This window comes from Psychrobacter sp. P11G5 (assembly GCF_001593305.1).
Lineage (GTDB): Bacteria > Pseudomonadota > Gammaproteobacteria > Pseudomonadales > Moraxellaceae > Psychrobacter.
This window is the reverse complement of record NZ_CP012534.1, coordinates 16,981-40,963: the sequence shown is the minus strand read 5'-3', so window position 1 is coordinate 40,963 and position 23,983 is coordinate 16,981. Positions and strand designations below refer to the sequence as shown.

Below are 23,983 nucleotides of genomic sequence, written 5' to 3'. Positions count from 1 at the left end.
GTAACGGTTCTTTTGAGGATTAGATTAAGGACTAAATCCTCGACTGGGTGTATTAGTTCTACTCACTTGATGCTGATAGGACTCTAAACCGCTCTGTATCGCTTTGTGTTGGCTTTCAGACAACTCTTTACCATATCGCTCAGTAAACGTCTCTAAAGTGGCTTTAAGAGCCTCTGAGTAGGTTTTACGCTGGGTTGTTGGTAAGGAATTAACATCACGCAACGCAAGTTTGAATTGCTGACAGGTTTTATCCAAGATATCTGCTAAATGTTCTTTAGCAACCTCCCTTGCCTCAGCTGGGTAGTTATCCTGATTGATGTAATCCATTAATTCTTCTATATAGCTGAACGATGACATGGTGTCCCGAGTCATTCTGCCAACCTCTCCTGCGCTACCGCCTAGCTTGTCAATGATACTAGTATTAAATGTCGCACGCTTTTGATCAATATCGTCCCTAAAGTCCTCAAAATGCTTAATAAGTGCCAGATACTGCTCTCGTTCAGCTTTAGGATCACGCAAAAGCTTGATAATGGATTTGTTATTTTCAACTAGCGTGTAATCAAAACGTTTGCCCACTTGCTGTAAGTGATCTCTAAACCCTAGCGCTTTATCTTTATCTTCAATACCAAGGCGCTTTGCAAACTCGCTAAGTATCGCAACTTGACGCTTATCAAATTTATCAGGGGCATCCTCTATCGTTTCTCCTTGTGCCCAGCTGATTGCCATTGAATTGTGATGGCGTTGAATTAAACGCATGGCTAAGTGCAGCTTCATACGTTCAGCATACTCAAAGATTCTCTCATCTTTGTGACGGTTTTCTCGAGTGTCTCGATCAATTTGTCCTTGCTGTCGATCAAGTCGAGCAGCTCTTGCTCGTCGTGCTGCGTCATCGAAGGGGCTGGGGGCTGCTTTTGCTCGCTCTGCAATACCTTGATGGATGTCCTGAGCGATTGATTCGCTGTCTGTAGCTCTTTTTGTGTTTGCAGTAACCCATTGTTTTGAGTGCTCAACTCTGTATTTTGCTTTTTGGCTTCTTTCGTCTGTGCCATTAATCCACTTTGGTAGGTTTTCGCATCGTTTAGCTGCCCAAGCAATGCCTGATTTTGCGTCTTCAACGCATCGTTTTGTGTCGTCAACTCGAATTGCTGTTCTATTATTTTGTTCTGTGCAGTACGTAATGTGAGGTTCTGAGCTTCTAGAGAGTTGTTTTGCAAAGTCAGCTCGTCGTTTTGTGCCTCCAATGCTGCCAGGTAGTCTTGCATTTTTCTCAGTTGCCCAAGCAAGTCCTTTTCTAAGTGCGCTAATTCGTCGCTCATTGTCTGCCTCCTGTTTGATATGGTTCTCAGCCACCAATTTATTACGTGCTTTGATGGCGCGGTTGGTATTACCTTTTTCGGTCGTGATGCCTCGGCGCTCCATGGCCGTTGCTTCCACGCCCATTTTAATGGTGGGCTGCTGATCAAGCCCCTGATCCTTGTAACTGCGCGCATCCATCAGCGGTAGATGGTATTCGGCCAATACCTTATTGGCGGTATCTACCCACATCTCCCGAATACGCTTAATCTCCTGCATCGATGACGGCAGATCATGCGCCTTACGTTTTTTATTGGACCACTCAAACGGGGTCTTAAGCTTTGGATCAAATGCCAAGGTTTTATTTGGTCCAACGGTAGGCGCTCGAGTAGTGACTAAAATATGCGCGTGAAAATTACGGGGATCAGGGTTTTCCTCACCCTCACGCAAATACTTAGAGCTTGGCGGTACATTAGGATCAAAAGGCAATTTCATCACCGGACGATGGATACACACATCCGCAATCACATCCATATCGTCGCAAAGCTTTTGGGCAAAGTTTATGGCCAGCTGATGCCGATCATACTCGTCTAACTCATACGGCAAATTAATCAGCCACTCACGTGCCACCCGACTGTCCGAACGTGTCTCTGCCGCTTCAGCGGTATTCCAAAGCGTCTCCCGATCCACACTCACACCCAGCGCCTTTAATGAAAATGGTAAAACGATATCGCTACTCATCACACCAGACTTTTTACTATAGTCATGGGTCTTGCCATATTTGGCATCATCAAGCACATCGCCAGCACGATAGGCCGCCGACGCCACTGCCGACTGTCCTGCTTTTCGAGAAATCGCCTTTGTTGCAATGTGTACCATCGTCATAAAGAGTCACCTGCTATTTTTGCTTTTTGCACACCACGGTTTTTTGTGGTGTGCGGGGTTTGGGGTTTCCCCAACGAAGAAGGATTCAAAATTAAGAATAGTAACGAAGTGGATAGATTGAATTTTGAGTCGTTACTTCGCCCTTAGTCAGGGGGACGCCACCATTAAATAATAAACTAAGCTATCTAAGGTTTCGGATGTAATTGTGTTAAAGCTTACCACAAGTGATTGAACGATAGTAAGGTGCTTGCTATGCTGAGTAAAATTTAATTGATAAGGATAAATCTGATGTCAGTATCTAATAATAAAGCGCCTGTGTCTATTTTTGATAGTCAAGACTCTAATGAGCTAAAAGAGCGACAACGGTTAGAAGAGTTAAAACGCCAAGCTAAGGTTCAGCAGGTGAAGCTGGATAAACGATTAAACAAGCAGAAGATTCTAATGGGGGCATTTTTAGGTCAGGTATTGGCAACTGATGGTGAGAGTGAGCAGATGATTCGAGAGTATTTTGCGATTCATTTTCCAGATTTTTTAACGAGAAAATCTGATAAGTTTTTATTCAAAAGCATGATTGAAAGTTTAGGCGGTGATATAGGTTTAGGCGATGAAGAGGATTCATTTGAGATTCAACAAAAAGAGAAGAGTCAAAAAGCTATTCATGAGGAAGGGGAAATGAAAGTTGATGCTACGGAACAGAGCCAACCAGAGAAATTTGTGAGCACGACCGATAGGAGTCCACTAGATTTTTCTTTGGGTGAGACAGATTATTCTGATCAGGGCAGTCACCAAAATTATCATCGTTAAAAGCGTGACAATAAATATGGTATCGGCTAATAAAAAATAGCCAGATGGTGACAACTGGCTATTAAGGCAATAAATATCAAGCTCTATCGGTCATAAGAGAGGCCTTTTTAATCTAAAACGATTATGCTGCTTGGTCAGTATGAGCTGTGACCAACTCTATAAAGGCGGTTTCAAGGGTGCTTAACGTATAATCATCAATCATAAGACCGTCATCTAGCTGTCGTTGCACCCAGACATAAATCGCTTCATCATTATAAAGGATAGAGTCAACACCAAGTAATGATGCCAGTTGTACGCCCTGCTGTATTTGTAAGCTGAATAACAGCTGAGAGGCTAAAGCTTTAGTCTGTTCACTAAACCATGTGCAGCTGTTGAGCCGCGATAAATTAGTGTTCATAGATATTCTCCTATAGATTATTGTATGTAAATAATGGATAAAATGACCTACTACAGGTCAAATTATACCTATATTTTAATCTATTGCAAGAGAAAATGACCTTCTAAAGGTCTTTTTATGCGTCTAAAGGTGATAATGTCTTATGAGCGAGGGTATTCACTCAGGCGTTTCACTGCTGTCCTCATTTATAATTTCATATAAATCACCAACATTGATTCTAAGATACGTGCATAAAGACTCGATGACATCTAGATCAACTCGGGTGGCTTCTTCATGATACATGCGAGTAATGGTGCCACGATTGATACCAGTATCTCTTGCGACATCGGCAATTTTAAGGCGTCTTTCGCCCATGATGGTCGATAAGTGACACTTCACCATAGTGGTTTCCTCATTAACGATTAGTAGTTTTTGATTGGTGAACGGATTATAACGAATATGAGCGGCTAAAGTATTCCTTTTAGTAGCTCAAATTGGTATCCAATAGCGCAATTTGCCTAGTAATAGGCAGTTTATTATGCTGTCTTTGATACAGGACGTCTATCATGATGGATATACGCTAGTTAGAAAAGGCGATGCTATTTTTACTATGAAGTATTGCTATTAATAGTGATGTGACGTACGTTTTTAGTTATACTTATATACTTATATACTTATATACTTATATACTTATATACTTATATACTTATATACTTATATACTTATATACTTATATACTTATATACTTATATACTTATATACTTATATACTTATATACTTATATACTTATATACTTATATACTTATATACTTATATACTTATATACTTATATATTCAATGCATGCTACAGGGATCTGTATTTATGAAGGTAATCGCGGTATTAAATCAAAAAGGTGGCAGCGGCAAGACTACCATCGCAACGCATCTGGCTCGTGGCTTACAGTTAAAAGGCCATAGTGTTCTGCTAGTAGATAGCGATCAGCAGGGCAGTGCGCGTGACTGGAGAGCGGTTGATGAAGACAATCCGGTACCAGTGATCGGGCTCGACAGACCAACACTTGATAAAGATTTAAAAAGCGTCTCTGATAAAGATTATGTGGTGATCGATGGATCTCCGCAAGCTACTAGTCTGGCTATTTCTGCTATAAAAGCGGCTGATTTTATATTGATTCCGGTGCAGCCGAGTCCCTATGATATCTGGGCGACTAGCGATTTGGTTGATTTAGTGCAGCAGCGTATTGAAATGATGGATGGCCAACTAAAGGCAGCCTTTGTCGTCTCACGCGCCATTCAAAATACCAATATTGGTAAAGAGGTTGCAACCGCGCTGCTTGATTATAATCTTCCGGTATTAGAGACCAGAGTGATGCAGCGAGTTGCTTATCCTAATAGTGCCGCCCTTGGTAAGACAGTATTTGATACCGAATCGCCTAGTAGCAATGCGTTACAAGAGATAACCGCATTGGTCAGTGAGATTCAAATATTTTTTGGTGAGGAGTAAGTCATGAGTTTATCAGCAGGTCGTCCTAGTAAGAACGTTAAGGATCAATTGGCTTTATCGGATGTGACGGACAGTCCCAAAAAGACGGTACGTGTGAATTTTAATTTAGATGAAGATAAGCACATTGCGCTCAAACGGTACGCGCTTGAAAGTCGAAAAACGGTGACTGAGTTGTTGACTGAAATGATTGAGGAAAAATTGGTTGAGCGATAGGTATAAAAAATTCGTTTTTCTATACCTATAAAAAGGATATGTATAAAAAACTCAAAAAATTATACATATCGTCGAACGCTGTGCACCTTACTAGTATCATCAGATGCTTGTTTTCTTAAGACAGACGCAGAAGCAAGCTGTAAAGAAAATACCCATGGCAAAACAAGCACTGTTTCCTATATCAGCACCATATAATAGAACCAAAAACGGTTAGCAGTGCTAAGGTATATTGCTCTTAATCAAAGCGTACTCAATAACGATTTAAGTTACACAAAACATAAGGGGCTTCTAGCCCCATCATTATTCCTATAGGATTTTCATCATGACAAGTACCCAACAACGTGCGGAACTGCATCGACAAATTTGGCAAATTGCAAACGAGGTTCGTGGCTCAGTCGATGGGTGGGACTTTAAACAGTATGTGTTGGGGACTTTGTTCTATCGCTTTATCAGTGAAAACTTCTCCAGTTATATTGAGGCAGGGGATGAGAGTGTTAATTATGCCGCTCTTCCTGATGAGGTGATTACTGATGATATTAAAGACGATGCGATTAAGACTAAGGGTTATTTTATATACCCAAGTCAGCTGTTTTCTAACGTGGCTGCCAATGCGCATAGAAATGAGAACTTAAATACGGATTTGGCCGCTATTTTTAAAGAGATTGAAAGCTCGGCCAATGGCTACCCGTCTGAGCCTGATATTAAGGGGCTGTTTGCTGATTTTGATACCACCAGTAACCGATTAGGTAATACGGTCGCGGATAAGAACACTCGATTAGCTGCGGTGCTTAAAGGGGTGGCAGGCCTTAAGCTGCATCAGTTTGAGGACAGTGAGATTGATCTATTTGGCGATGCTTATGAGTATCTGATCTCAAACTATGCGGCTAATGCCGGTAAATCAGGCGGTGAGTTCTTCACCCCTCAAAGCGTGTCTAAACTGATTGCTCAAATTGCGATGCATAAACAAGAGACAGTTAACAAAATCTACGATCCAGCTGCAGGCTCTGGCTCTTTATTGCTGCAAGCTAAAAAGCACTTTGATAATCACATTATTGAAGAGGGGTTTTTTGGTCAAGAGATTAACCACACCACCTATAACCTTGCACGTATGAATATGTTTTTACATAACGTGAACTACGACAAGTTTAATATCAAGCTTGGTAATACGTTGCTAGAACCGCATTTTGGGGATGATAGGCCTTTTGATGCGATTGTCTCGAATCCGCCGTATTCAGTGAAGTGGATTGGTAGTGATGATCCGACCTTAATTAATGATGAGCGTTTTGCACCAGCGGGTGTATTGGCCCCTAAATCAAAGGCGGACTTTGCTTTTGTGCTGCATGCTTTAAATTACTTATCGAGTAAGGGGCGCGCCGCTATTGTTTGCTTCCCTGGTATCTTTTATCGCGGCGGTGCTGAACAAAAGATTCGTCAGTATTTGGTAGATAACAACTATGTAGAGACGGTAATCTCCTTAGCACCCAACTTATTCTTTGGAACCAGTATCTCGGTTAATATCTTAGTGTTATCAAAGCACAAAACAGAGGGTAAGACGCAGTTTATTGATGCCAGTAAGCTGTTTAAGTCAGAGACCAATACTAACGTACTGAACCGCCCCGACTTTATCGGAGAGTGATTTACTTGAGTCAGGCAGCGATGCCTGACAGGGTTAAATTATCATAATACCGCTTTTCAAAATCAAAAGGTGACACATAACCAATCGTACTATGCAGTCGTGTTTTATTAAACCAGTCCACCCACTCAAGGGTTGCCAGTTCAACATCGTTCACACCAGTCCAGTTTTGCTTTAAATAATGAATCACCTCAGACTTATAAAGCCCATTGACCGTTTCAGCCAATGCGTTGTCATAAGAGTCGCCTGTTGTACCAACAGAGGCAATCACGCCAGAATCCGTCATTTTATCAGTATAGCGAATGGATAAGTACTGAACCCCTCGATCACTGTGATGAATGACATCTTTGGGATGGTTTCTATCTGCTATTGCTTGATTTAAAGCCGCCATCACCATATCGGTGTTCATACGATTAGATACCTTCCAACCAACGATAGCACGGGCAAACACATCAATAATAAAAGCGGTATAGACCCAGCCGCTTGTCGTCTTGATATAGGTAAAATCTGCAACCCACAGCTGGTTAGGACGATAAGCGCTAAAGTTACGATTGACTAAGTCATCAGCGCGCTTTTGGTCGTCACGGCTGTTGGTGGTAATCTTGCCTTTGCCACGCCAGACGCCTTGTAGGCCATACTGCTTCATTAATCGCTCTACGGTACACCGAGCAACCTTTAACCCGTCAGCTTTCATCTGCTGCCATACTTTACGCGCACCGTAACGGCATTTGCTGTCCTGCCAGATGCGTTTAATCTCGCTGAGATAGTAGTCGTCATGCTGACTGCGCAGTGAGCGTTTTTCAGGGTAGCTCTCCAAGTCTTTAGCACGGTGATAGGTTGATGGGGCAATCGGTAATACTCTACAGATCAGCTCGACCCCATAATTATTCTTATGATCGTCGATGAATTGAATCATGATTTTAGTCAGCGGTCGAGCTCCGCCTGGGCGAAAAAAGCGGCAGCCTTACGTATGATCTCATTGGCTTGCTTGAGCTCTCTGCATTCGCGTTCAAGCTCCTTGATGCGCTCTTTATCACTTTGCGCTTGCACCGATGCAGGAATAGTTTGATCGATGTGTTTTTTATGCCACGACCGCAGGGTTTCAGGCGTACAGCCAATCTTAGGGGCAATGGCTTGAATCGCTGACCATGTGGAGGGATAGTCGCCCAACGCTTCTATCAGCATGCGAACGGCGCGTTCTTTAATCTCAGGAGTGTAGGTTTGTTTTTTCATTGTCGTATTCTCTCAGAATGTTGAGTCTCCGACAATCCCGGGGCGGTTCATACTGACTGATGCGCATATCGAGCAGATCATGACGTTGTTTGATACTAAAGAAGATACGGATTATTTGTCTGCCAATATTGATAACAGTACTATTGCTAAAAATGACTATAACTTATCGGTAAGTGCTTACGTAGAGGCAGAAGATACGCGTGAGGTTATTGATATTAAAACTTTAAATAGTGAGCTTAAAATGACAGTCGCTAAGATTGATAAGCTGCGTGCTGATATCGATAAAATCGTTGCGGAGATTGAGGCATGAGTCAGTTAGGTTATATAGAGAAGCTACTTGATGGGGTTGATGTTGAGTGGAAGAAATTATCAGAGATTTTCAATTTAAAAAATGGTTATACCCCATCAAAATCAAAAAAAGAGTTTTGGGAAAACGGTCAGATCCCTTGGTTTAGAATGGATGATATCCGTGAGAACGGCCAAATTCTTAACGACTCCCTACAAAAAGTCTCTAAATCTGCCGTCAAAGGAGGGAAATTATTCCCAGCTGACTCGATTATAATATCAACATCTGCAACAATTGGGGAACATGCCCTAGTGACCGTTCCTTTTTTGGCAAATCAAAGGTTCACTAACTTATCTTTGAAACCTGCTTATACTAATCGTTTTAATATGAAGTTTATTTTTTATTACGGCTTCCTATTGGCTGAGTGGTGCAAAAATAACACAACAGTATCTAGTTTTGCCTCAGTGGACATGAATGGGTTTAGAGAACTCCAAATCCCTATCCCTCCCCTAAACATCCAAGCCGAAATCGTCCGAATTTTAGACACATTTACCGAACTTACAGCAGAACTTACAGCAGAACTTACAGCACGTCAGCAGCAGTATGCGTACTATCGTGAGCAGTTGCTGACGTTTGAAGAGAGGGAGGTTGAGTGGAAGGAGCTAGGAGAAGTGTGCGAAAGTATTTCTTCCGGTAAGAATAAAATTAAGTCTGAGTTAGGGCTTTATCCTGTCTTCGGTTCAACAGGGATTATTGGAAGAACAGATACCAAGGTGTATGAAAAGGAACAAATTTTAGTGGCTAGAGTTGGTGCTAACGCTGGACGTGTAAATATAGCAACAGGCGAGTATGACGTTTCAGATAATACGTTGATAGTTCAAAATAAAGACAGTATTGTCCTAAAGTTTTTATATTATTACTTGGTATATATCAACTTAAACCGTTTTACTAAAGGAGCTGGACAACCATTGCTCACAGCTGGCCAATTAAAAAAAATGTTAATTCCCACCCCGCCTATTTCCGAGCAAAAACGCATCGTCTCTATTCTCGATAAATTTGATGCTCTAACCACTTCGCTTACTGAAGGCCTCCCGCGTGAAATAGCGCTACGTCAGCAGCAATATGAGTATTATCGTGACCAGCTTTTAAGCTTCCCTAAGCCTGAGGTAGTAGCTCATGACTGACCAAACAAAAACCATTGCTGAATCGAATAATTTTATCGTTTTAAATAAATATACCAAGTGCGATCAGCCTGATGGGGGGTATCAGACTGAAGACGATCTAGAGCGTGAACTACTCAAAGACTTACAAAACCAGGGATATGAGTTTGTCCCTGGTTTAAACTCGCCTGAAACGATGCTGGCTAACGTACGTGTACAGCTGCAAATCTTAAATGATGTACAGTTTACAGATGCTGAGTGGCAGCGTTTTGTGATGGAGTATCTTGATAATCCTAGTGATAACATCACGGACAAAGCTCGAAAGATTCATGATGACCACATCTATGACTTCACCTTTGATGATGGGCATTTGCAGAACATTGCCCTGCTGGACAAAAAAAACATCCCACGTAACAAAGTACAGGTCATTAAGCAGTTTGCCCAAAAGGGCACACAAGCCAATCGCTACGATGTGACTATTTTGGTCAATGGCTTGCCGCTTGTGCAAATTGAGCTTAAAAAACGTGGTATTGCCATTCGCGAAGCATTTAACCAAGTACATCGTTACAGCAAAGAGAGCTTTAACTCCGATAACTCCTTATATAAATATTTACAGCTGTTTGTTATCTCAAATGGCACCGATACCCGTTACTTTGCCAATACCACCAAGCGCAATAAAAACAGCTTCGATTTCACCATGAACTGGGCGCGATCAGACAATACCTTAATCAAAGATTTAAAAGACTTTACCGCGACCTTCTTTCAAAAAAACACCCTATTAAACGTGCTCATGCATTACACCGTCTTTGATGTGAGTAATACCTCATTAGTGATGCGTCCGTATCAAATTGCCGCTACCGAGCGTATTTTATGGAAGATAAACAGTGCCTATCAAGCCAAAAAGTGGAGCACTCTTGAGAGTGGCGGCTATATTTGGCATACCACAGGCTCAGGTAAGACTTTAACCAGTTTTAAAGCTGCCCGCCTAGCAACATCACTGCCTTTCATCGATAAGGTGTTTTTTGTGGTGGATCGTAAAGATCTTGATTATCAAACCATGAAAGAGTACCAGCGCTTCTCCCCTGATAGCGTCAATGGCTCCGACAGTACCGCAGGACTCAAGCGTAACCTTGAAAAAGATGATAATAAAATCGTTGTTACCACCATTCAAAAGCTAAACAACCTGATCAAAGGTGAGGCTGATTTACCCATTTATAATAAACAAGTGGTGTTTATCTTTGATGAGGCACACCGTAGCCAGTTTGGTGAAGCACAAAAGAACTTAAAGAAGAAGTTTAAAAAATACTATCAGTTTGGTTTTACAGGTACTCCTATCTTCCCAGAGAACGCTTTGGGTGCAGAGACGACTGCCAGTGTCTTTGGCCATGAACTGCATTCATACGTCATCACTGATGCCATTCGTGATGAGAAGGTCTTGAAGTTTAAGGTGGACTACAATGATGTACGTCCGCAGTTTCAAGCCATTGAAAGCGAGCAAGATGAGAAGAAACTTACAGCTGCTGAAAACAAGCAATTGTTATTACACCCTGATCGTATTGAAGAGATCTCAAAGTACGTTTTAAAAAGCTTTAGGCAAAAAACCCATCGCTTAAAAGGAAACGGCAAAGGTTTTAATGCCATGTTTGCTGTTAGTAGTGTGGACGCAGCAAAGGCTTACTATGAAACCTTGAGTCAGCTACAAAAGGACAGCGAGAGGCCCTTAAAAATTGCCACCATATTCTCCTATGCTGCCAATGAAGAACAAGACGCAATCGGTGATATTGCTGATGAAAGCTTTGAGCCAACAGCCATGAATAGCAGTGCTAAAGAGTTTTTAAGCCGTGCTATTCATGATTACAACGAGATGTTTAAGACCAATTACGGCGTAGACAGTAAGTCTTTTCAAAACTACTACCGTGATCTTGCAGGACGCGTTATTAAGCAGGAAGTAGATTTACTAGTTGTTGTCGGTATGTTCCTCACAGGTTTTGATGCGCCGACCTTAAACACGCTCTATGTTGATAAAAACCTTCGCTATCACGGACTGATGCAAGCGTTCTCACGTACTAACCGCATTTATGATGCCACTAAGACCTTTGGCAATATCGTGACGTTTCGTGACTTAGAGCAAGCGACCATTGATGCCATCACCTTATTTGGGGATAGAAATACTAAGAACGTGGTGTTAGAAAAAAGCTATAGGGAGTATCTAGAAGGCTTTACCGATATTGCGACAGGAAAAGCACGACGTGGCTATTTGGAAGTGATTAAGGAGCTGCAGCAACGCTTTCCTAACCCTGATGAGATCGTCAAAGAGGCAGACAAAAAGGACTTTGCTAAGTTATTTAGTGAGTATTTACGTGTCGAGAACATCTTACAAAACTATGATGAGTTTGCAAGCCTAAAAGCGCTTCAAAGCATAGATATTACTGATGATGAGGCAGTTGAAATATTCAAAGCTGAGCACTATTTGACGGATGAAGATCTTGCTGCCATGCAAAGCATCGATGTACCTGCTGAACGCACCATACAAGACTATCGATCAACGTATAACGACATACGTGATTGGCTGCGCCGTGAAAAAGCCGCCAAGGATCAAAGCGAGTCTTCGCTTGACTGGGATGAAGTGGTTTTTGAGGTAGATCTTCTTAAGTCTCAAGAGATTAACCTTGATTACATCCTTGAGCTGATTTTTGAGCATAATAAGAATACCAAGGATAAGTCCGCCTTGGTTGAAGAAGTGCGCAGAGTGATTCGAGCAAGCCTTGGTAATCGCGCTAAAGAAAGCCTGGTGGTAGATTTCATCAATAAAACTAACTTGGATAACATCCCTGATAAATCCAGTATTATTGAGGCCTTCTTTAGCTTTGCTCAAACAGAGCAGCAGCGTGAAGCCCAAGATATGATTGCAGCTGAAAATCTTAATGAAGAGGCAGCTAAGCGTTATATAACGGCATCTTTAAAGCGTGAGTACGCCAGTGAGAATGGTACGGAGCTAAATGAGATTCTACCTAAGCTCAGTCCTCTTAATCCACAATACCTAACTAAAAAACAAATCGTCTTTCAGAAAATATCAGCTTTTGTTGAGAAGTTTAAGGGTGTAGGCGGAAGGGTATAATTGTCGATATTAAAGAAGAATACCCTAAATTTTGTGTAAGTAGTTAATCTAAATGGCTCTTACACAAAAGCTGGAATAGTCTATAGTAGTTATCAAAATAAACGGCTGAACCGCCCCGAATATATCGAAGGTTGATTTACTTCACTTCAAAGAGTATGAGTGAGGACCGTTGAAATAAAGATAACAACCTAAAGCATCCGCTTTTAAAATCAATTAAGTGATTTTATTTAATACTTACTAGTCTAGAGCCTAATTTTCGAAATGAAAACAATAACTTACTCGATTTAGTTTCTTTGTCAAAAACGTAGTATATGACTTACACATTAAGTCTAAAAATAACTTTATATCTATTATATTTTACATGTAAGGAGCAAGTGTGAATCTACCTTCATCATTAGTTGAGAAAGCCAAAAAAGGTGAAGTAGTTCTTCTACTTGGCTCTGGAGCACTCTACGACGCTAAACTTCCAAACAATCGAAAAATTCCTTTAGGTAATGATCTTAGAGACTTATTGTGCGATAAATTTTTAGATGAAAGTTTTAAAAATGAAGCTCTATCCTATGTAGCACAAATTTCGATATCTGAAACATCTCTTTTTGATGTTCAAGACTTTATAAAGGAGTATTTTGAAGATTTAGAACCTGCCAACTATCATTATAAATTAGCCGAATTTAGATGGCGTAGACTTTATACAACTAACTATGACCTTCTAATTGAGTCAGTATATAACCATAGACAAGATAGACCTAAAGGATTACAAAAACTATCAGTGGTTTACTCTGATTCAAATATCAAAGATAGTCATAAGTTAAAAGATAATCAATTGGAGTACTTTAAATTACATGGATGTATTACTAGAGAACGTGACAACGATCTACCATTTGTTCTAACTATAGATGACTTCAATGATACACTTGAGCATAATAGAAAAAATATGCTAAAAACACTGTATGAAATGGCAATTAGCTATCCTATAGTATTCGTAGGTCACAGTAATCAAGACTCAAATATCCGTTCAATATTAAAGATGGTTAGAAATGATTCACCCCAAGGTCAACGACATTACCTTATCAAACCTGGTGCAAGAGAGTCAGAGATTAGAGCTTGGGAAGAGAAAAAAATCACGATTTTAAATATGGGGTTTGAAGGTTTTTTAGAGTGTTTAGAAAAAGAAATATCTCTGAATGAAAGAAAACTTTCATTAGCTCTTCAAAAGAACGATCATCCGATACAAAGTCTATTTATTACTCATGACAAACCTAGTCACTCTTTAGCAAATCTCTTAGAAACGGATTGCCAATTTGTTTATGAGGATCTTCCTGTTGGTGACTGTAAAGCTGAAGATTTTTATAAAGGTGATGTTAAGGGTTGGTCGGGAATACATTTACAATTCGCAATAGAGAGAACTTTACAAGAGAGGTTCATTAGAGAGTCTTTCAAAAAACCAGAAGCTGAAAGAGATGAACCAGTTGAGTTTATTGTCATAACTGGCGCATCTGGAACTGGAAAAACTGTTTTCTTACGCCAGTTAGCTTGGATATCTTTACGGGAGACAACATCTATTCCACTCTGGATAAGACACGGAGGTGAACCAGATATTGATAGTATTTTAGAATTATCTAATAAAACTGATGAAAGAATTTATTTATATTGGGATAACCTAGAATCTAATAAAAAGTATATTTATAACTTTATCAAAGATGCTAGAAAGCGAAAATTAAAAATAACTATAGTTGGTTGTGAGAGAACAAATATTTGGGGGACGCAATGTGAAAATCTTGATGAACTTAGTACAAGAACATATTCTTTAAATAGAATGTCCGAAAATGAAATCGACCTATTATTAAAGAAATTAGAAGAGTTTGATGTTTTGAGTCCTTATTTAAAGACTGTAACTCATGAAGAGAGATGTAAATACATAAAAGAAAAGTCAGAAAGACACCTTCTTGTAGCGTTGTATGAAATTACAACTGGTAAGCGTTTTGAGGATATTATTCTAGATGAATTTAATAGAGTACAACCTGCAGAAGCGCAGAGCATATATCAAACAATCTGTACACTAAATAAATATGGTATATCAGTGAGAGCAGGGTTATTATCAAGAATACACAAGATTGATTTTAAAGAGTTTGGAAGCAGATTTCTTAAACCATTAGAAAATATTATTTACCCAGTTCACTCTCATTCAGATGATATACAATATATATCTAGACATCCTGAGATTGCTGAAATCGTAGATCGATATATATTAAAGACACCAGATCTAAGAATTAATGAATATTTAGATATTATAAAGTATATCAATATATCCTATAGCGTTGATGAAAAATGTTTTAAGCAGTTAATGAAGGCAAAAAACATGCAGGAAGTTTTCAATAATTCTGTTGATGCTTTAAAAGTTTATGAGTATGCGACTGAAAATATACCTGATAATGCTTATTTGTTACAACAGATGGCTTTATATCTTCACAGAATAAAAGATAATCGGTTAAGGGAAAGCGTAAAACTACTTCTTAGAGCTAAAGAATTAGAACCTTACGACTCATCAATTTTACACAGTTTGTATTTGGTCTATAAAGACAATATAAATTTAGAGGATTCTGAAACCAAAAAAGAAAAGTATATCAGAGAAGCCATAAGTTATATTAATCAAATGGTTGATGTTGAAGGTAAAGAAAATTCTTTTTCAGCATCCGCACGTATAGACTTGAATCTAAAGTTATTATCTTATGATTTACAGAATGAAAGTGATTTAACAAAACCATACATACAGAAAAAAATTACTTCATGTCAAGATGCAATAAAGAACTTTAAATTAAGATTTCCTGAAGATACCTACTCATATGAATTTGATAAAAAATTAACAAAAATATTAAAAGACTATGAAGGATATATACAAGCGGTTAAAGCGTCTTATGAACAAGGGCTAAGAACACCTGATAGAGCAATGACAATAGCTCAAATTAAAATTGAAGAAGGGGATTATGATGGTGCTGTCAGTATTCTAAAAGAAGCAATCGGTGACAATAGAAGTAATCATAAACTTTATTTTGAATATGCTCAATTGTTAAGGAAGCATAGTAAAACTGAGGTGTTAAGTGATACATTAGCGTATAACTATCAACGAAGTTATAGTCCAAATGACTCCAATTATATAGCTCAGTTTTGGTTTGCTCGATTTGCATTTTTAAGTAACGATAAGAAAACTGTTAATCAAGCCCTAGAAGTTTTCAAAAAACTGAAATCTGCTAGAACAAGCTCGATTATAAAAAGAGAAATTAGAGATTCCGACAAAGATCCCATTAAACATAATGATATAGTTTACTATGGCTCTGTGTCAAAAATTATGTATCAACATGGTTTTATCGATTTAGATAAAAGAGATGTGACTATTTATTTTGATAAAATAAATATGGCTGATGATGAAAACTGGGATTTACTTCAGATAGGAGATAGGTTAGCTTTTCATATAGGCTACAATTACTTTGGGCCTACAGCTACTAATGTAAAACCTACCTAAAAAATATAGGGTCCATGAGTATAAACAAGTTCATTTAAAGTCGTAAAGCGTCTCTATATGAGGCCTAAAATTTATGACTAACAAAGACTATAGCTGACCTAAATGTATTAAAAATAAAACCTACGCATTTAAATAACCCACTGCCAAACACAGAATTTACGACAAATTAAAATATTTTCTATGATAGCTTTTTTATTTGATAAATTCAGGATCAAGAATTGTTTAACGGTAAAGAAGTCTATCCAATGATAAAAATATTAGGGATTGGCATCACCTCTACAGTTAGCAGTTTTTTGAGGGGTAAATTATAAAGGTTCCGCGACAGTTCGTTTTTGGTATACCTATGGCGAACTAATCAGGTGCTTTCACTGGTTTGGCGCGCTATACAGGAGTCAAACTATATGATGAAAATTTTCCAAGTTAATTTCTACGAGATTAACGGCATGGGTCAGATGTAAGGATAGTTATAATGAAATATATCAAACAATTTGTAAATTCTTATGGAGAGCATACTTGGGATTTTACGTACTACTATGATGAAGTAGTGAGCTATGCTGAAGAAACCGTACAACTAAACTTGGTAAACTAAGCGTATTGACAGGAGTTTACCATGACCAAGAAAGTAAGAACCTACAGTGACGAATTTAAAGCAGAAGCTGTTAAAAAGATAGCAGACAATAACGGTAATGTTTCAGCCACAGCCAAGCAACTTGGCATAGCGATGCAAACGTTATCTAACTGGCAGAACAAAGCCAATCAAGGCAAGCTTATCGGCACAGAACAATATGATCCCGATCTTATGAGTGCTCTTCAAGAAATAAAGCAGCTCAAGCGGCAGCTTAAAGTAGCCGAAGAGGAGCGCGAAATTCTAAAAAAGGCGACGGCGTACTTTGCAAGGCACAGCTAGTCAGGTACGCCTTCATCAAAGATAACCAGCACCTCTTTCGCATCACCACTATGTGCCGCGTGCTAAGTGTTAAGTTATCAAGCTATTACGACTGGCTGGGTCGTGATCTCAGCGACCAACAGATACATCGCAATCAGTGTGAACTACTGGTTAAAGTCGCTCATACTCAGACCAAGCAGTGCTATGGCGTAGATCGACTGCATGCCCACCTAAGAGCGCAAGGGTACGATATCAGCCAATATATGGTTAGAAGCATCAAAGAAGAATACGGCATTAAATGCCGTCGTCACAAGCGCTTTAAAGTCACCACTGACTCCGATCATAACAAGCTGGTTTATCCAAACGTGCTGGATCAGAAGTTTGATGCAAACCGTCCTAATGATGCATGGGTAAGCGATATTACTTATATCTGGACTGCTGAGGGCTGGTTGTATTTGGCAGGCGTTAAAGATTTATATACCAAAGAGCTTGTCGGCTATGCTATCAACAAACGCATGACTGCTGACTTGGTTTGCCGTGCACTCAATATGGCAATCAAAAACAAACGACCTAATAAAGGATTAATTGTGCATTCAGACAGAGGCAGTCAGTACTGTAGCCATGCCTACCACAAAATCATTAAGCAGCATCACTTTATAGGCTCTATGAGTGGTCGTGGCAATTGTTATGACAATGCGCCAATAGAAAGCTTCTGGGGCATATTAAAGAATGAGCTAATATATCATAAGGACTATAAAACACGATTCACAGCCATTACTGACATCATCAAATATATCGAGCTGTATTACAATCAGACTAGGATTCAAAAGGGTTTGGGCTATAAATCGCCAAGACAGGTGTGGTTTGACTTTTATCGTCAGGCTGCGTAACTAAAATCTCCCAAGTTTAGTTCTACGGGATTGACAGCAGGGGTCATAGCTCCTAAGATACTTAAACGTAGGGATGAGTTAAGCCCGATTTTATCAAGTGATTTAAACGGAATAAATAATAGAGAGAAGACGCTTAATAAGGGCATAATCAAGACGATTTATTATGATTTAGAAAATGATAGAATTTCGTTGAAGATCGAGCAAAGACAAGGTAGAGATTTAATAGAAATTATCTATTCTGATATTGTAAATGTTAATATCAATTGTTGTATATTACCAATCACCATAATGGTACATGAAGTAGACGTAACGCCTGATAGTAATATTTTACATTCACTATTTTTATTAGGTGATACAGAAATAGTTTTTGAATGTAAAAAAATAGAATTGAAGACTATGCCTCTTAAAAAAGTCACAAGTTAAGCTCGAAATTAACTGCACTGTCTAATTGATTATGTCAAAATCAAAGCATATATTTTGGGTTCAACTTATCAAAATATATAACACGAAACTTTGACTATACCTTAGCGGAACCAGCTATCTCACCCTTCAAACATATTAACAGACTACTCAAAATAGACTGTTAATATGGAACCATCTATAACAGACTTTAGAATTATAGGACTGGTTGCTGTGCTTTTTTCCTATCATTAGCCTATACCCAAAACATAAAACCTTTAAATGATAATCTATCTATCATTAGACTTTTTTATATTATTAAATGATAGTAATATCTTGTTATTATCAATGAGCACTAATTATTAAGTCTAAATAATAGAGGTGGGTTATGACTGTTCGTATTTATGTGAGAGCCAGCACTAAGGATCAAGACGCTACCAGAGCATTGGCTGATTTGGTGGCTTTCAGTACAAGTTATGATGATAACCATGTTGAGTACGTCGAGCATTTCAGTGGTACAAAGCTCGATAGACCATTATTAGCCAAGCTGCTAAAGGACGCTGAGCAAGGCGATATTCTACTGGTTGAAAGCGTGGATAGATTAAGCCGATTATCTCAAGATGATTTTGCAATTCTAAAGCAGCGTATCAAAGACAAAGGCTTGCGATTGGTGGTGGCTGATCTACCAACGACGCATACAGTTAATAATGGCATGACAGGTGAGATCCTAACAGTGATTAACCATATGCTGATCGACTTATTAGCAACGATGGCAAAGCTTGATAACGACAAGCGTAGAGAGCGTATCAAGCAGGGATTGGCTAACAGTGGCTATAAGCCCTCCGGTAAGAAGCCTAATACAACGAAACACAATCGTATTAGAGAATTAGACAGTCAAGGCAATATGACAAAAGAGGAAATCGCTAAGGCAGTTGGTGTTGGCGTAGCTACTGTTTACCGGGTGTTAAAGCCAGGCTCATAGCTGAGGTATTTTATTTTATTTTTGTTCATAAACAGCTGATATATAAGGCTTTACACGCGAGGCAAGAAGGCTTTATTTGCAGAAATAGGTACTCTATTACTACGTAGCTGTGTTAAGAACGGTGTATTTTCATCATTCAATTTCGTTCAATTATGCCCACTTAAAACGCCCTTCGATCTTTATCTAAAGACATCACAGCGTCATATAAAAATCGATTTAATGCAATGAGGCTTCATTATAATCATTATATTGCATTCATAATCGCTTTTCTGCAAAATGGCTTATCTATAATCGCTTGAGCCCCTCATGATGAATACCCCTACTTCAGACCCTATTGGCGCAGCATGGCTTATCCGTTATGCCAGCATCGAGCTGGTGTCCCCTTTATATGTCAGCAGTAGTATCGGTGGGCGCAGACAAACCTATAAAGACGGTGACGTCATTCATAACGCTTATCAGGAAACCGCGCGTCCACTGGACACTATCATTGCGCACTTACAGTTTCACATGCGTCATGAAGTACTGAATTTAGAGTTACTGGTTCGTCTATTTGAGCAGGTAGGTGCTGATGACGTACAAGCATGGGTAAACGCTGAGCCGACAGGCAGCTATGCCCGTAGAATGGCTTTCTTGTATGAGTGGCTCATGGGTCAGCAGTTAGCAGTACCGAGTAATTTAGGCGGTAACTATGTGGATGCTCTAGATGCTAAGAAGCAGGTTACTTCAAGCCCTGCGCATGTCATAAAGAATGCTCGTTGGCGTATCAATGACAATCTTGCAGGAACCCGTCATTTCTGTCCTCAATTGGTGAAAACAGAGTTGTTTACGCAAGCCGCTGCACTCGATATTGCCACAATGGTTGACAAGCTGAACGATGAATTTGGGCAAGACTTACTGATGCGTGCCTCCGTATGGATGACATTACGAGAGAGTAAAGCCAGTTTTACTATAGAAGGTGAAGGGAAAGAGTTAAAACGTATTGAACGTTTCGCCGATGTGATGGCACGGCGTACCGGCAAGGGCGATATTCCGCTTGATCCTGAGTCGCTAGCAGAGTTGCAACAAGAGATACTTGGTAGCAAAACGGTCATCCAGCAGTATGGCGTCCGTCAATCTCCAGTTTTTGTGTCGCATACTCAGGTCAATGGCTTTAAAGAGATTGTGCACTATATTGCGCCACCTGCTGATGACATTGCTGAAAAGCTCAAAGGGTTACAGGCATTTATGGAAAAGACCGAGGGACAATCGGCACTGATACGTAGTGCGGTTGCTTCCTTTGCTTTTGTGTATATTCATCCGCTAGCGGATGGCAATGGCCGAGTACATCGCTTCCTAATTAACGATGTACTCAGACGCGACCAGATCATTCATGAGCCGATTATCTTACCTATATCGCAAGCCATCGCTGAGCATCCCTCAGACCGTCATGCCTATGATAAAATTTTAGACCGTGTATCCGTGCCACTTATGGAGCAAATCCGTGATCATTACAGCTTTGATAAACAAGCGATTACTTACCCTGATGGTATTCGCTCAAACTTAAATTTTGAAGACAGTCACCTTATTCAACCGGCATGGCGCTTTATGGACCTGACGCCTCATGTTCAGTACTTATCAGGACTGATTGCGCATGTTATTGAAAAAGAGATGCATAACGAGTCACAGTACCTAAGACAACATGACCATGCACGACTGGCGATAAAAGAGATTATTGAGATGCCCAACAGCTATGCCGATAGAATCATTCGTAGCATGCTGCAGAATAAGGGTGCTAAAAGTAATAAGCTATTGAAAGATTATCCGTTTTTGGCAAATGATGAGGTTTGGGACGATATTTTCTCTGTGGTTGTAGAGACATTTAAAGATGAAGCAAATGGTTTGAATAGTTAGAACAAACTCTGCTATACGCAGGAAAGTCTGCCTTAATAATCAAGCTCAAGCTAGTATTTGTGTCATCGTTACGATAATGATTCGTTTATAAAAGATTCGGCTAAAATACTGTCACCTGAAACGTAATCAATATTTTTCTTACTTAAACAGAATATATTAGAGGAACTTTGATAACAGACAATTTTTATTTGACAAGGTTATTACAGATCCTCAAAATAATTTTGAGTATTTGAGTATTTGAGTATTTGAGTATTTGAGTATTTGAGTATTTGAGTATTTGAGTATTTGAGTATTTGAGTATTTGAGTATTTGAGTATTTGAGTATTTGAGTATTTGAGTATTTGAGTATTTGAGTATTTGAGTATTTGAGTATTTGAGTATTTGAGTATTTGAGTATTTATTTAGCTATACAGCTATCAAATGACGCGAGCACTTAGCTGTAGCTTGTATTTCAGAATAACTACGCCCAGATTTCAGAAGGCTAGCGATAATCTTACGCTTCTCGGTATCTTTCCTACGTCCTGAATATTTACTTTCTACCTTAGTACGAGAAATACCTTACATCTGACGGTTACGTCGATCTTCATAGTCCTTTCTAGCAATAGCAGCGAGCATATAAAGCATCATCGAATTGATGGCCTGTAATACGCTGCTCATAAATTCAATGCTGCTATCAGATTGAGGCGTTATATAAGAGGTCGGTAGCTCTTCTGATACTACCGCCAGCTTCTTTTCTAATAGCATTCTTTTGAGAGTATCCCAATCAGCTTGGTTTAAACGTGCTAAGCGGTCAATCTGCTCAACCAAATTATATCGCCTTCATGGGCATCATTTATCAGTTACATTAACTGTGGACGTATTAAAGTTGCGTCTGACTCGTTTTCAACATAGAAGGCGGCAATTTTGTGACCATGATCAGCAGCAAGCTATATGAGCTCACTTTTGGCACGCTTGGCATCTTGATCTTTGATTGGCGCTCTATGCTCTGATAAACATAAACACCTAAAATAGTCTGTTATAAGTAGTTCCATTATTGCAGTCTATTATAAGTAGACTATTAATTGATTAAGAGACCTGTTTTGATAGTGCCCCTGGGGTATACCCTAGGATAATAGGAAATCCATCGCGGATGACAAAACCTGTTTAGCTTTTAAACAATACGGGTTTGTCGATAGTATGTAAGATAAGTTCGAAAAGTGACTAGAGTGTTAGATTATTCATACTGGGTCTGAATTAAAATTTTATTGTGATTAATTTCTGCTCAATGTTATTCATTTGTCGCCATGATGAGTGATGGCGGCTTGTGATTTAGTTAGGAAAAATAATCTTGAGTAATAAGGTACGTTTGTAGCATTTGCAGCAGGGCTTGTTCTAGGCTTCTTTACTTACACTTTCCTGTAAATTCTTTTTTAGTAAATGATCGAATATAAACGGGCCAAAAGGTAAGAGTGAGCCGAGTACGCCCGCAGGTATTGCCCAAAGAGGCATTTTCATTTTGATAGCTGAGCCTATAAGTATTATGATATAGGTAATAAACAATATACCGTGTGCCATACCGATGTATTTCACACCTTCTGGAATGTCCAGCATATATTTTAGTGGCATGGCGATACAGAGCAATAATAAGAAAGAGGTGCCTTCTAGGTAGCCTATAATGGTAAGGCTTTTTAATGCGGCACTTTGTTTTTTTCTAAGATTATGTATTTGTTTGATAGTTAGCTGAGCATGTGACACTATATTATCCTTTTGTTATTTCAATAAATAATTTAGGCGGTATTCAATGTCTTTATAATAATGGCCCTGTCCAGAGCTTTGAAGTACTGGTTTTTGTCATCTACCACTTAGCACGTCACGCCTTCGTCTAGCCACTTCAAAATCATCCTGCGTTCACTCGCATACAATTATGCATTGGGTTTTGGGATATAGAATGAGAGAGTATTTGTATTAATCATATATCACCTTCCAGTTCGCATTTTTATAAACACACTTGAGTATAAAAAGTATCTTTCCGTATAGAGCAGCTATGACGCTAGTTCTTTTTATTTGTACTGATCAATATTCACTTGTTTATTCATTACGCTTACTTTCCAAAAATATCATATCAATTATAATCAACGCTACACCGACACAGACACCTATATCTGCAACATTGAAAATAGGATAATTCCAGACATCAGCATAATGCACATGGATAAAGTCAACCACTTTGCCAATTCTTAAACGATCGATTAAGTTGCCAATCGCACCGCCAAGCACTAAGGCCAACCCCATAGACAATAGCTTGGCTGTACGTGGCGCTTTGATTAAATAAATCGTTAAAAAGATAGCCATTACAAAAGCTAAGCCTGAGAAAAACCATTTCTGCCAACCGCCAGCGTCGGCTAAAAAGCTAAATGCTGCCCCATAGTTATAAGCGAGTGTCCAGTTGAGAAATGGTTCAATGACCGGTACGGGGTCATTGAACGCTAATTTGGTTTGGGCCAACCACTTAGTCCATTGATCAAGTATTAACACCATTATCGCCAACAAATACCAGATAAAAGCGCGACTGCCATTGGCAACCATTTTTGGCATTTTATCCAACTTACCTTTAGGTGTTATCGAGTTGCCTGAAGTCACGTACATAGCTTTAGGCGTATGATTCATGGTTTTAGAGTCAATCGATTGATGAGTACTACTCACAGCTATAGGTACTTTATTGTCAGCAATATTAGTACTAGCCGATTCAACGCTATTCAATTTAGTACTATCTAATCTGTCGGTAGATTCAGTCATAGTTGTTTTCTTTATCTGTGTTTATACAATGAACAATGTTAAACGTATATGTTTTTGGTATACGACTATTAATCGCGCCACTTTTATAAACGGCTCCACTTACCGCTCTGGTGTTATGAAACTTACGGTAATAATTTTT

The 23,983-nt window shown here is 39.2% G+C and carries 15 protein-coding genes, 3 pseudogenes and 1 other annotated feature; of the genes and pseudogenes, 11 read left to right on the top strand and 7 right to left on the bottom strand.

The window, feature by feature from the left end; genetic code table 11:
- Positions 1 to 24 precede the first annotated feature (24 nt).
- Complete coding sequence (locus AK825_RS14225; protein ID WP_068039586.1) at positions 25 to 2,178, bottom strand: MobA/MobL family protein; 2,154 nt, start codon at positions 2,176 to 2,178, stop codon at positions 25 to 27.
- A 288-nt stretch (positions 2,179 to 2,466) separates the two neighbouring features.
- On the opposite strand from AK825_RS14225, the gene AK825_RS14220 reads away from it, so the two are divergent.
- Positions 2,467 to 2,982 carry a hypothetical protein gene (locus tag AK825_RS14220; protein ID WP_068039583.1) on the top strand — a complete coding sequence of 172 codons (516 nt, stop codon included), beginning with the start codon at positions 2,467 to 2,469 and terminating at the stop codon, positions 2,980 to 2,982.
- A gap of 121 nt (positions 2,983 to 3,103) precedes the next feature.
- Here AK825_RS14220 and AK825_RS14215 read toward each other — a convergent pair whose 3' ends face one another.
- Complete coding sequence (locus AK825_RS14215; protein WP_068039580.1) at positions 3,104 to 3,379, bottom strand: hypothetical protein; 276 nt, start codon at positions 3,377 to 3,379, stop codon at positions 3,104 to 3,106.
- 156 nt (positions 3,380 to 3,535) lie between these two features.
- Entirely contained in the window at positions 3,536 to 3,760 is a 225-nt protein-coding gene (locus AK825_RS14210) for a helix-turn-helix transcriptional regulator (RefSeq protein ID WP_058368516.1), read from the bottom strand.
- A 460-nt stretch (positions 3,761 to 4,220) separates the two neighbouring features.
- On the opposite strand from AK825_RS14210, the gene parA reads away from it, so the two are divergent.
- The 3 genes and pseudogenes from parA to AK825_RS14195 form a co-directional block, all read left to right on the top strand.
- Positions 4,221 to 4,859, top strand: a complete 639-nt coding sequence (parA, locus tag AK825_RS14205; RefSeq protein WP_068039576.1) for a ParA family partition ATPase — start codon at positions 4,221 to 4,223, stop codon at positions 4,857 to 4,859.
- Positions 4,860 to 4,862: 3 nt separating this feature from the next.
- Positions 4,863 to 5,072 carry a plasmid partition protein ParG gene (locus AK825_RS14200; RefSeq protein ID WP_025652656.1) on the top strand — a complete coding sequence of 70 codons (210 nt, stop codon included), beginning with the start codon at positions 4,863 to 4,865 and terminating at the stop codon, positions 5,070 to 5,072.
- A 322-nt stretch (positions 5,073 to 5,394) separates the two neighbouring features.
- Positions 5,395 to 6,681, top strand: a pseudogene (locus AK825_RS14195) (type I restriction-modification system subunit M); the annotation flags it as partial.
- A gap of 37 nt (positions 6,682 to 6,718) precedes the next feature.
- Here the strand turns inward: AK825_RS14195 and AK825_RS14190 are convergent.
- A protein-coding gene (locus AK825_RS14190) for an IS3 family transposase (RefSeq protein ID WP_149038742.1) occupies positions 6,719 to 7,938 on the bottom strand; the annotation gives its coding sequence in 2 pieces (ribosomal slippage) (positions 6,719 to 7,653 and positions 7,653 to 7,938; 1,221 coding nt in all).
- Positions 7,547 to 7,663: a sequence feature (AL1L pseudoknot), on the bottom strand. Its footprint overlaps the gene before it by 117 nt.
- Positions 7,939 to 7,987: 49 nt before the next feature.
- Between AK825_RS14190 and AK825_RS14180 the strand changes: the two are divergent.
- The 7 genes and pseudogenes from AK825_RS14180 to AK825_RS14140 form a co-directional block, all read left to right on the top strand.
- Positions 7,988 to 8,248, top strand: a pseudogene (locus AK825_RS14180) (N-6 DNA methylase); the annotation flags it as partial.
- A complete protein-coding gene (locus tag AK825_RS14175; RefSeq protein WP_068039569.1) occupies positions 8,245 to 9,408 on the top strand; it encodes a restriction endonuclease subunit S in 1,164 nt (387 codons plus the stop codon). The pseudogene AK825_RS14180 and the gene AK825_RS14175, both read left to right, overlap by 4 nt.
- Positions 9,401 to 12,502 carry a type I restriction endonuclease subunit R gene (locus AK825_RS14170; protein ID WP_068039565.1) on the top strand — a complete coding sequence of 1,034 codons (3,102 nt, stop codon included), beginning with the start codon at positions 9,401 to 9,403 and terminating at the stop codon, positions 12,500 to 12,502. The genes AK825_RS14175 and AK825_RS14170 overlap by 8 nt, the downstream gene beginning before the upstream one ends.
- Before the next feature lie 376 nt (positions 12,503 to 12,878).
- A complete protein-coding gene (locus tag AK825_RS14165) occupies positions 12,879 to 16,022 on the top strand; it encodes an SIR2 family protein (protein WP_068039562.1) in 3,144 nt (1,047 codons plus the stop codon).
- Positions 16,023 to 16,632: 610 nt separating this feature from the next.
- Positions 16,633 to 17,798 (top strand): IS3 family transposase gene (locus tag AK825_RS14155; RefSeq protein ID WP_149038736.1). Its coding sequence is split into 2 segments (ribosomal slippage): positions 16,633 to 16,891 and positions 16,891 to 17,798, totalling 1,167 coding nucleotides; the frame shifts between segments, so codons are not numbered across the junction.
- Positions 17,799 to 18,585: 787 nt separating this feature from the next.
- Entirely contained in the window at positions 18,586 to 19,179 is a 594-nt protein-coding gene (locus AK825_RS14145) for a recombinase family protein (protein ID WP_011959997.1), read from the top strand.
- Between the two features lie 306 nt (positions 19,180 to 19,485).
- Positions 19,486 to 21,069 (top strand): Fic family protein, encoded by a 1,584-nt coding sequence (locus tag AK825_RS14140; protein ID WP_082787299.1) that lies wholly within the window; start codon positions 19,486 to 19,488, stop codon positions 21,067 to 21,069.
- Positions 21,070 to 21,474: 405 nt separating this feature from the next.
- Here AK825_RS14140 and AK825_RS14135 read toward each other — a convergent pair.
- The 3 genes and pseudogenes from AK825_RS14135 to lspA form a co-directional block, all read right to left on the bottom strand.
- Positions 21,475 to 22,065, bottom strand: a pseudogene (locus AK825_RS14135) (recombinase family protein).
- A gap of 375 nt (positions 22,066 to 22,440) precedes the next feature.
- A complete protein-coding gene (locus tag AK825_RS14130) occupies positions 22,441 to 22,773 on the bottom strand; it encodes a DUF3817 domain-containing protein (protein ID WP_227511554.1) in 333 nt (110 codons plus the stop codon).
- A gap of 363 nt (positions 22,774 to 23,136) precedes the next feature.
- Complete coding sequence (lspA, locus tag AK825_RS14125) at positions 23,137 to 23,844, bottom strand: signal peptidase II (RefSeq protein WP_037026031.1); 708 nt, start codon at positions 23,842 to 23,844, stop codon at positions 23,137 to 23,139.
- Positions 23,845 to 23,983: the final 139 nt, after the last annotated feature.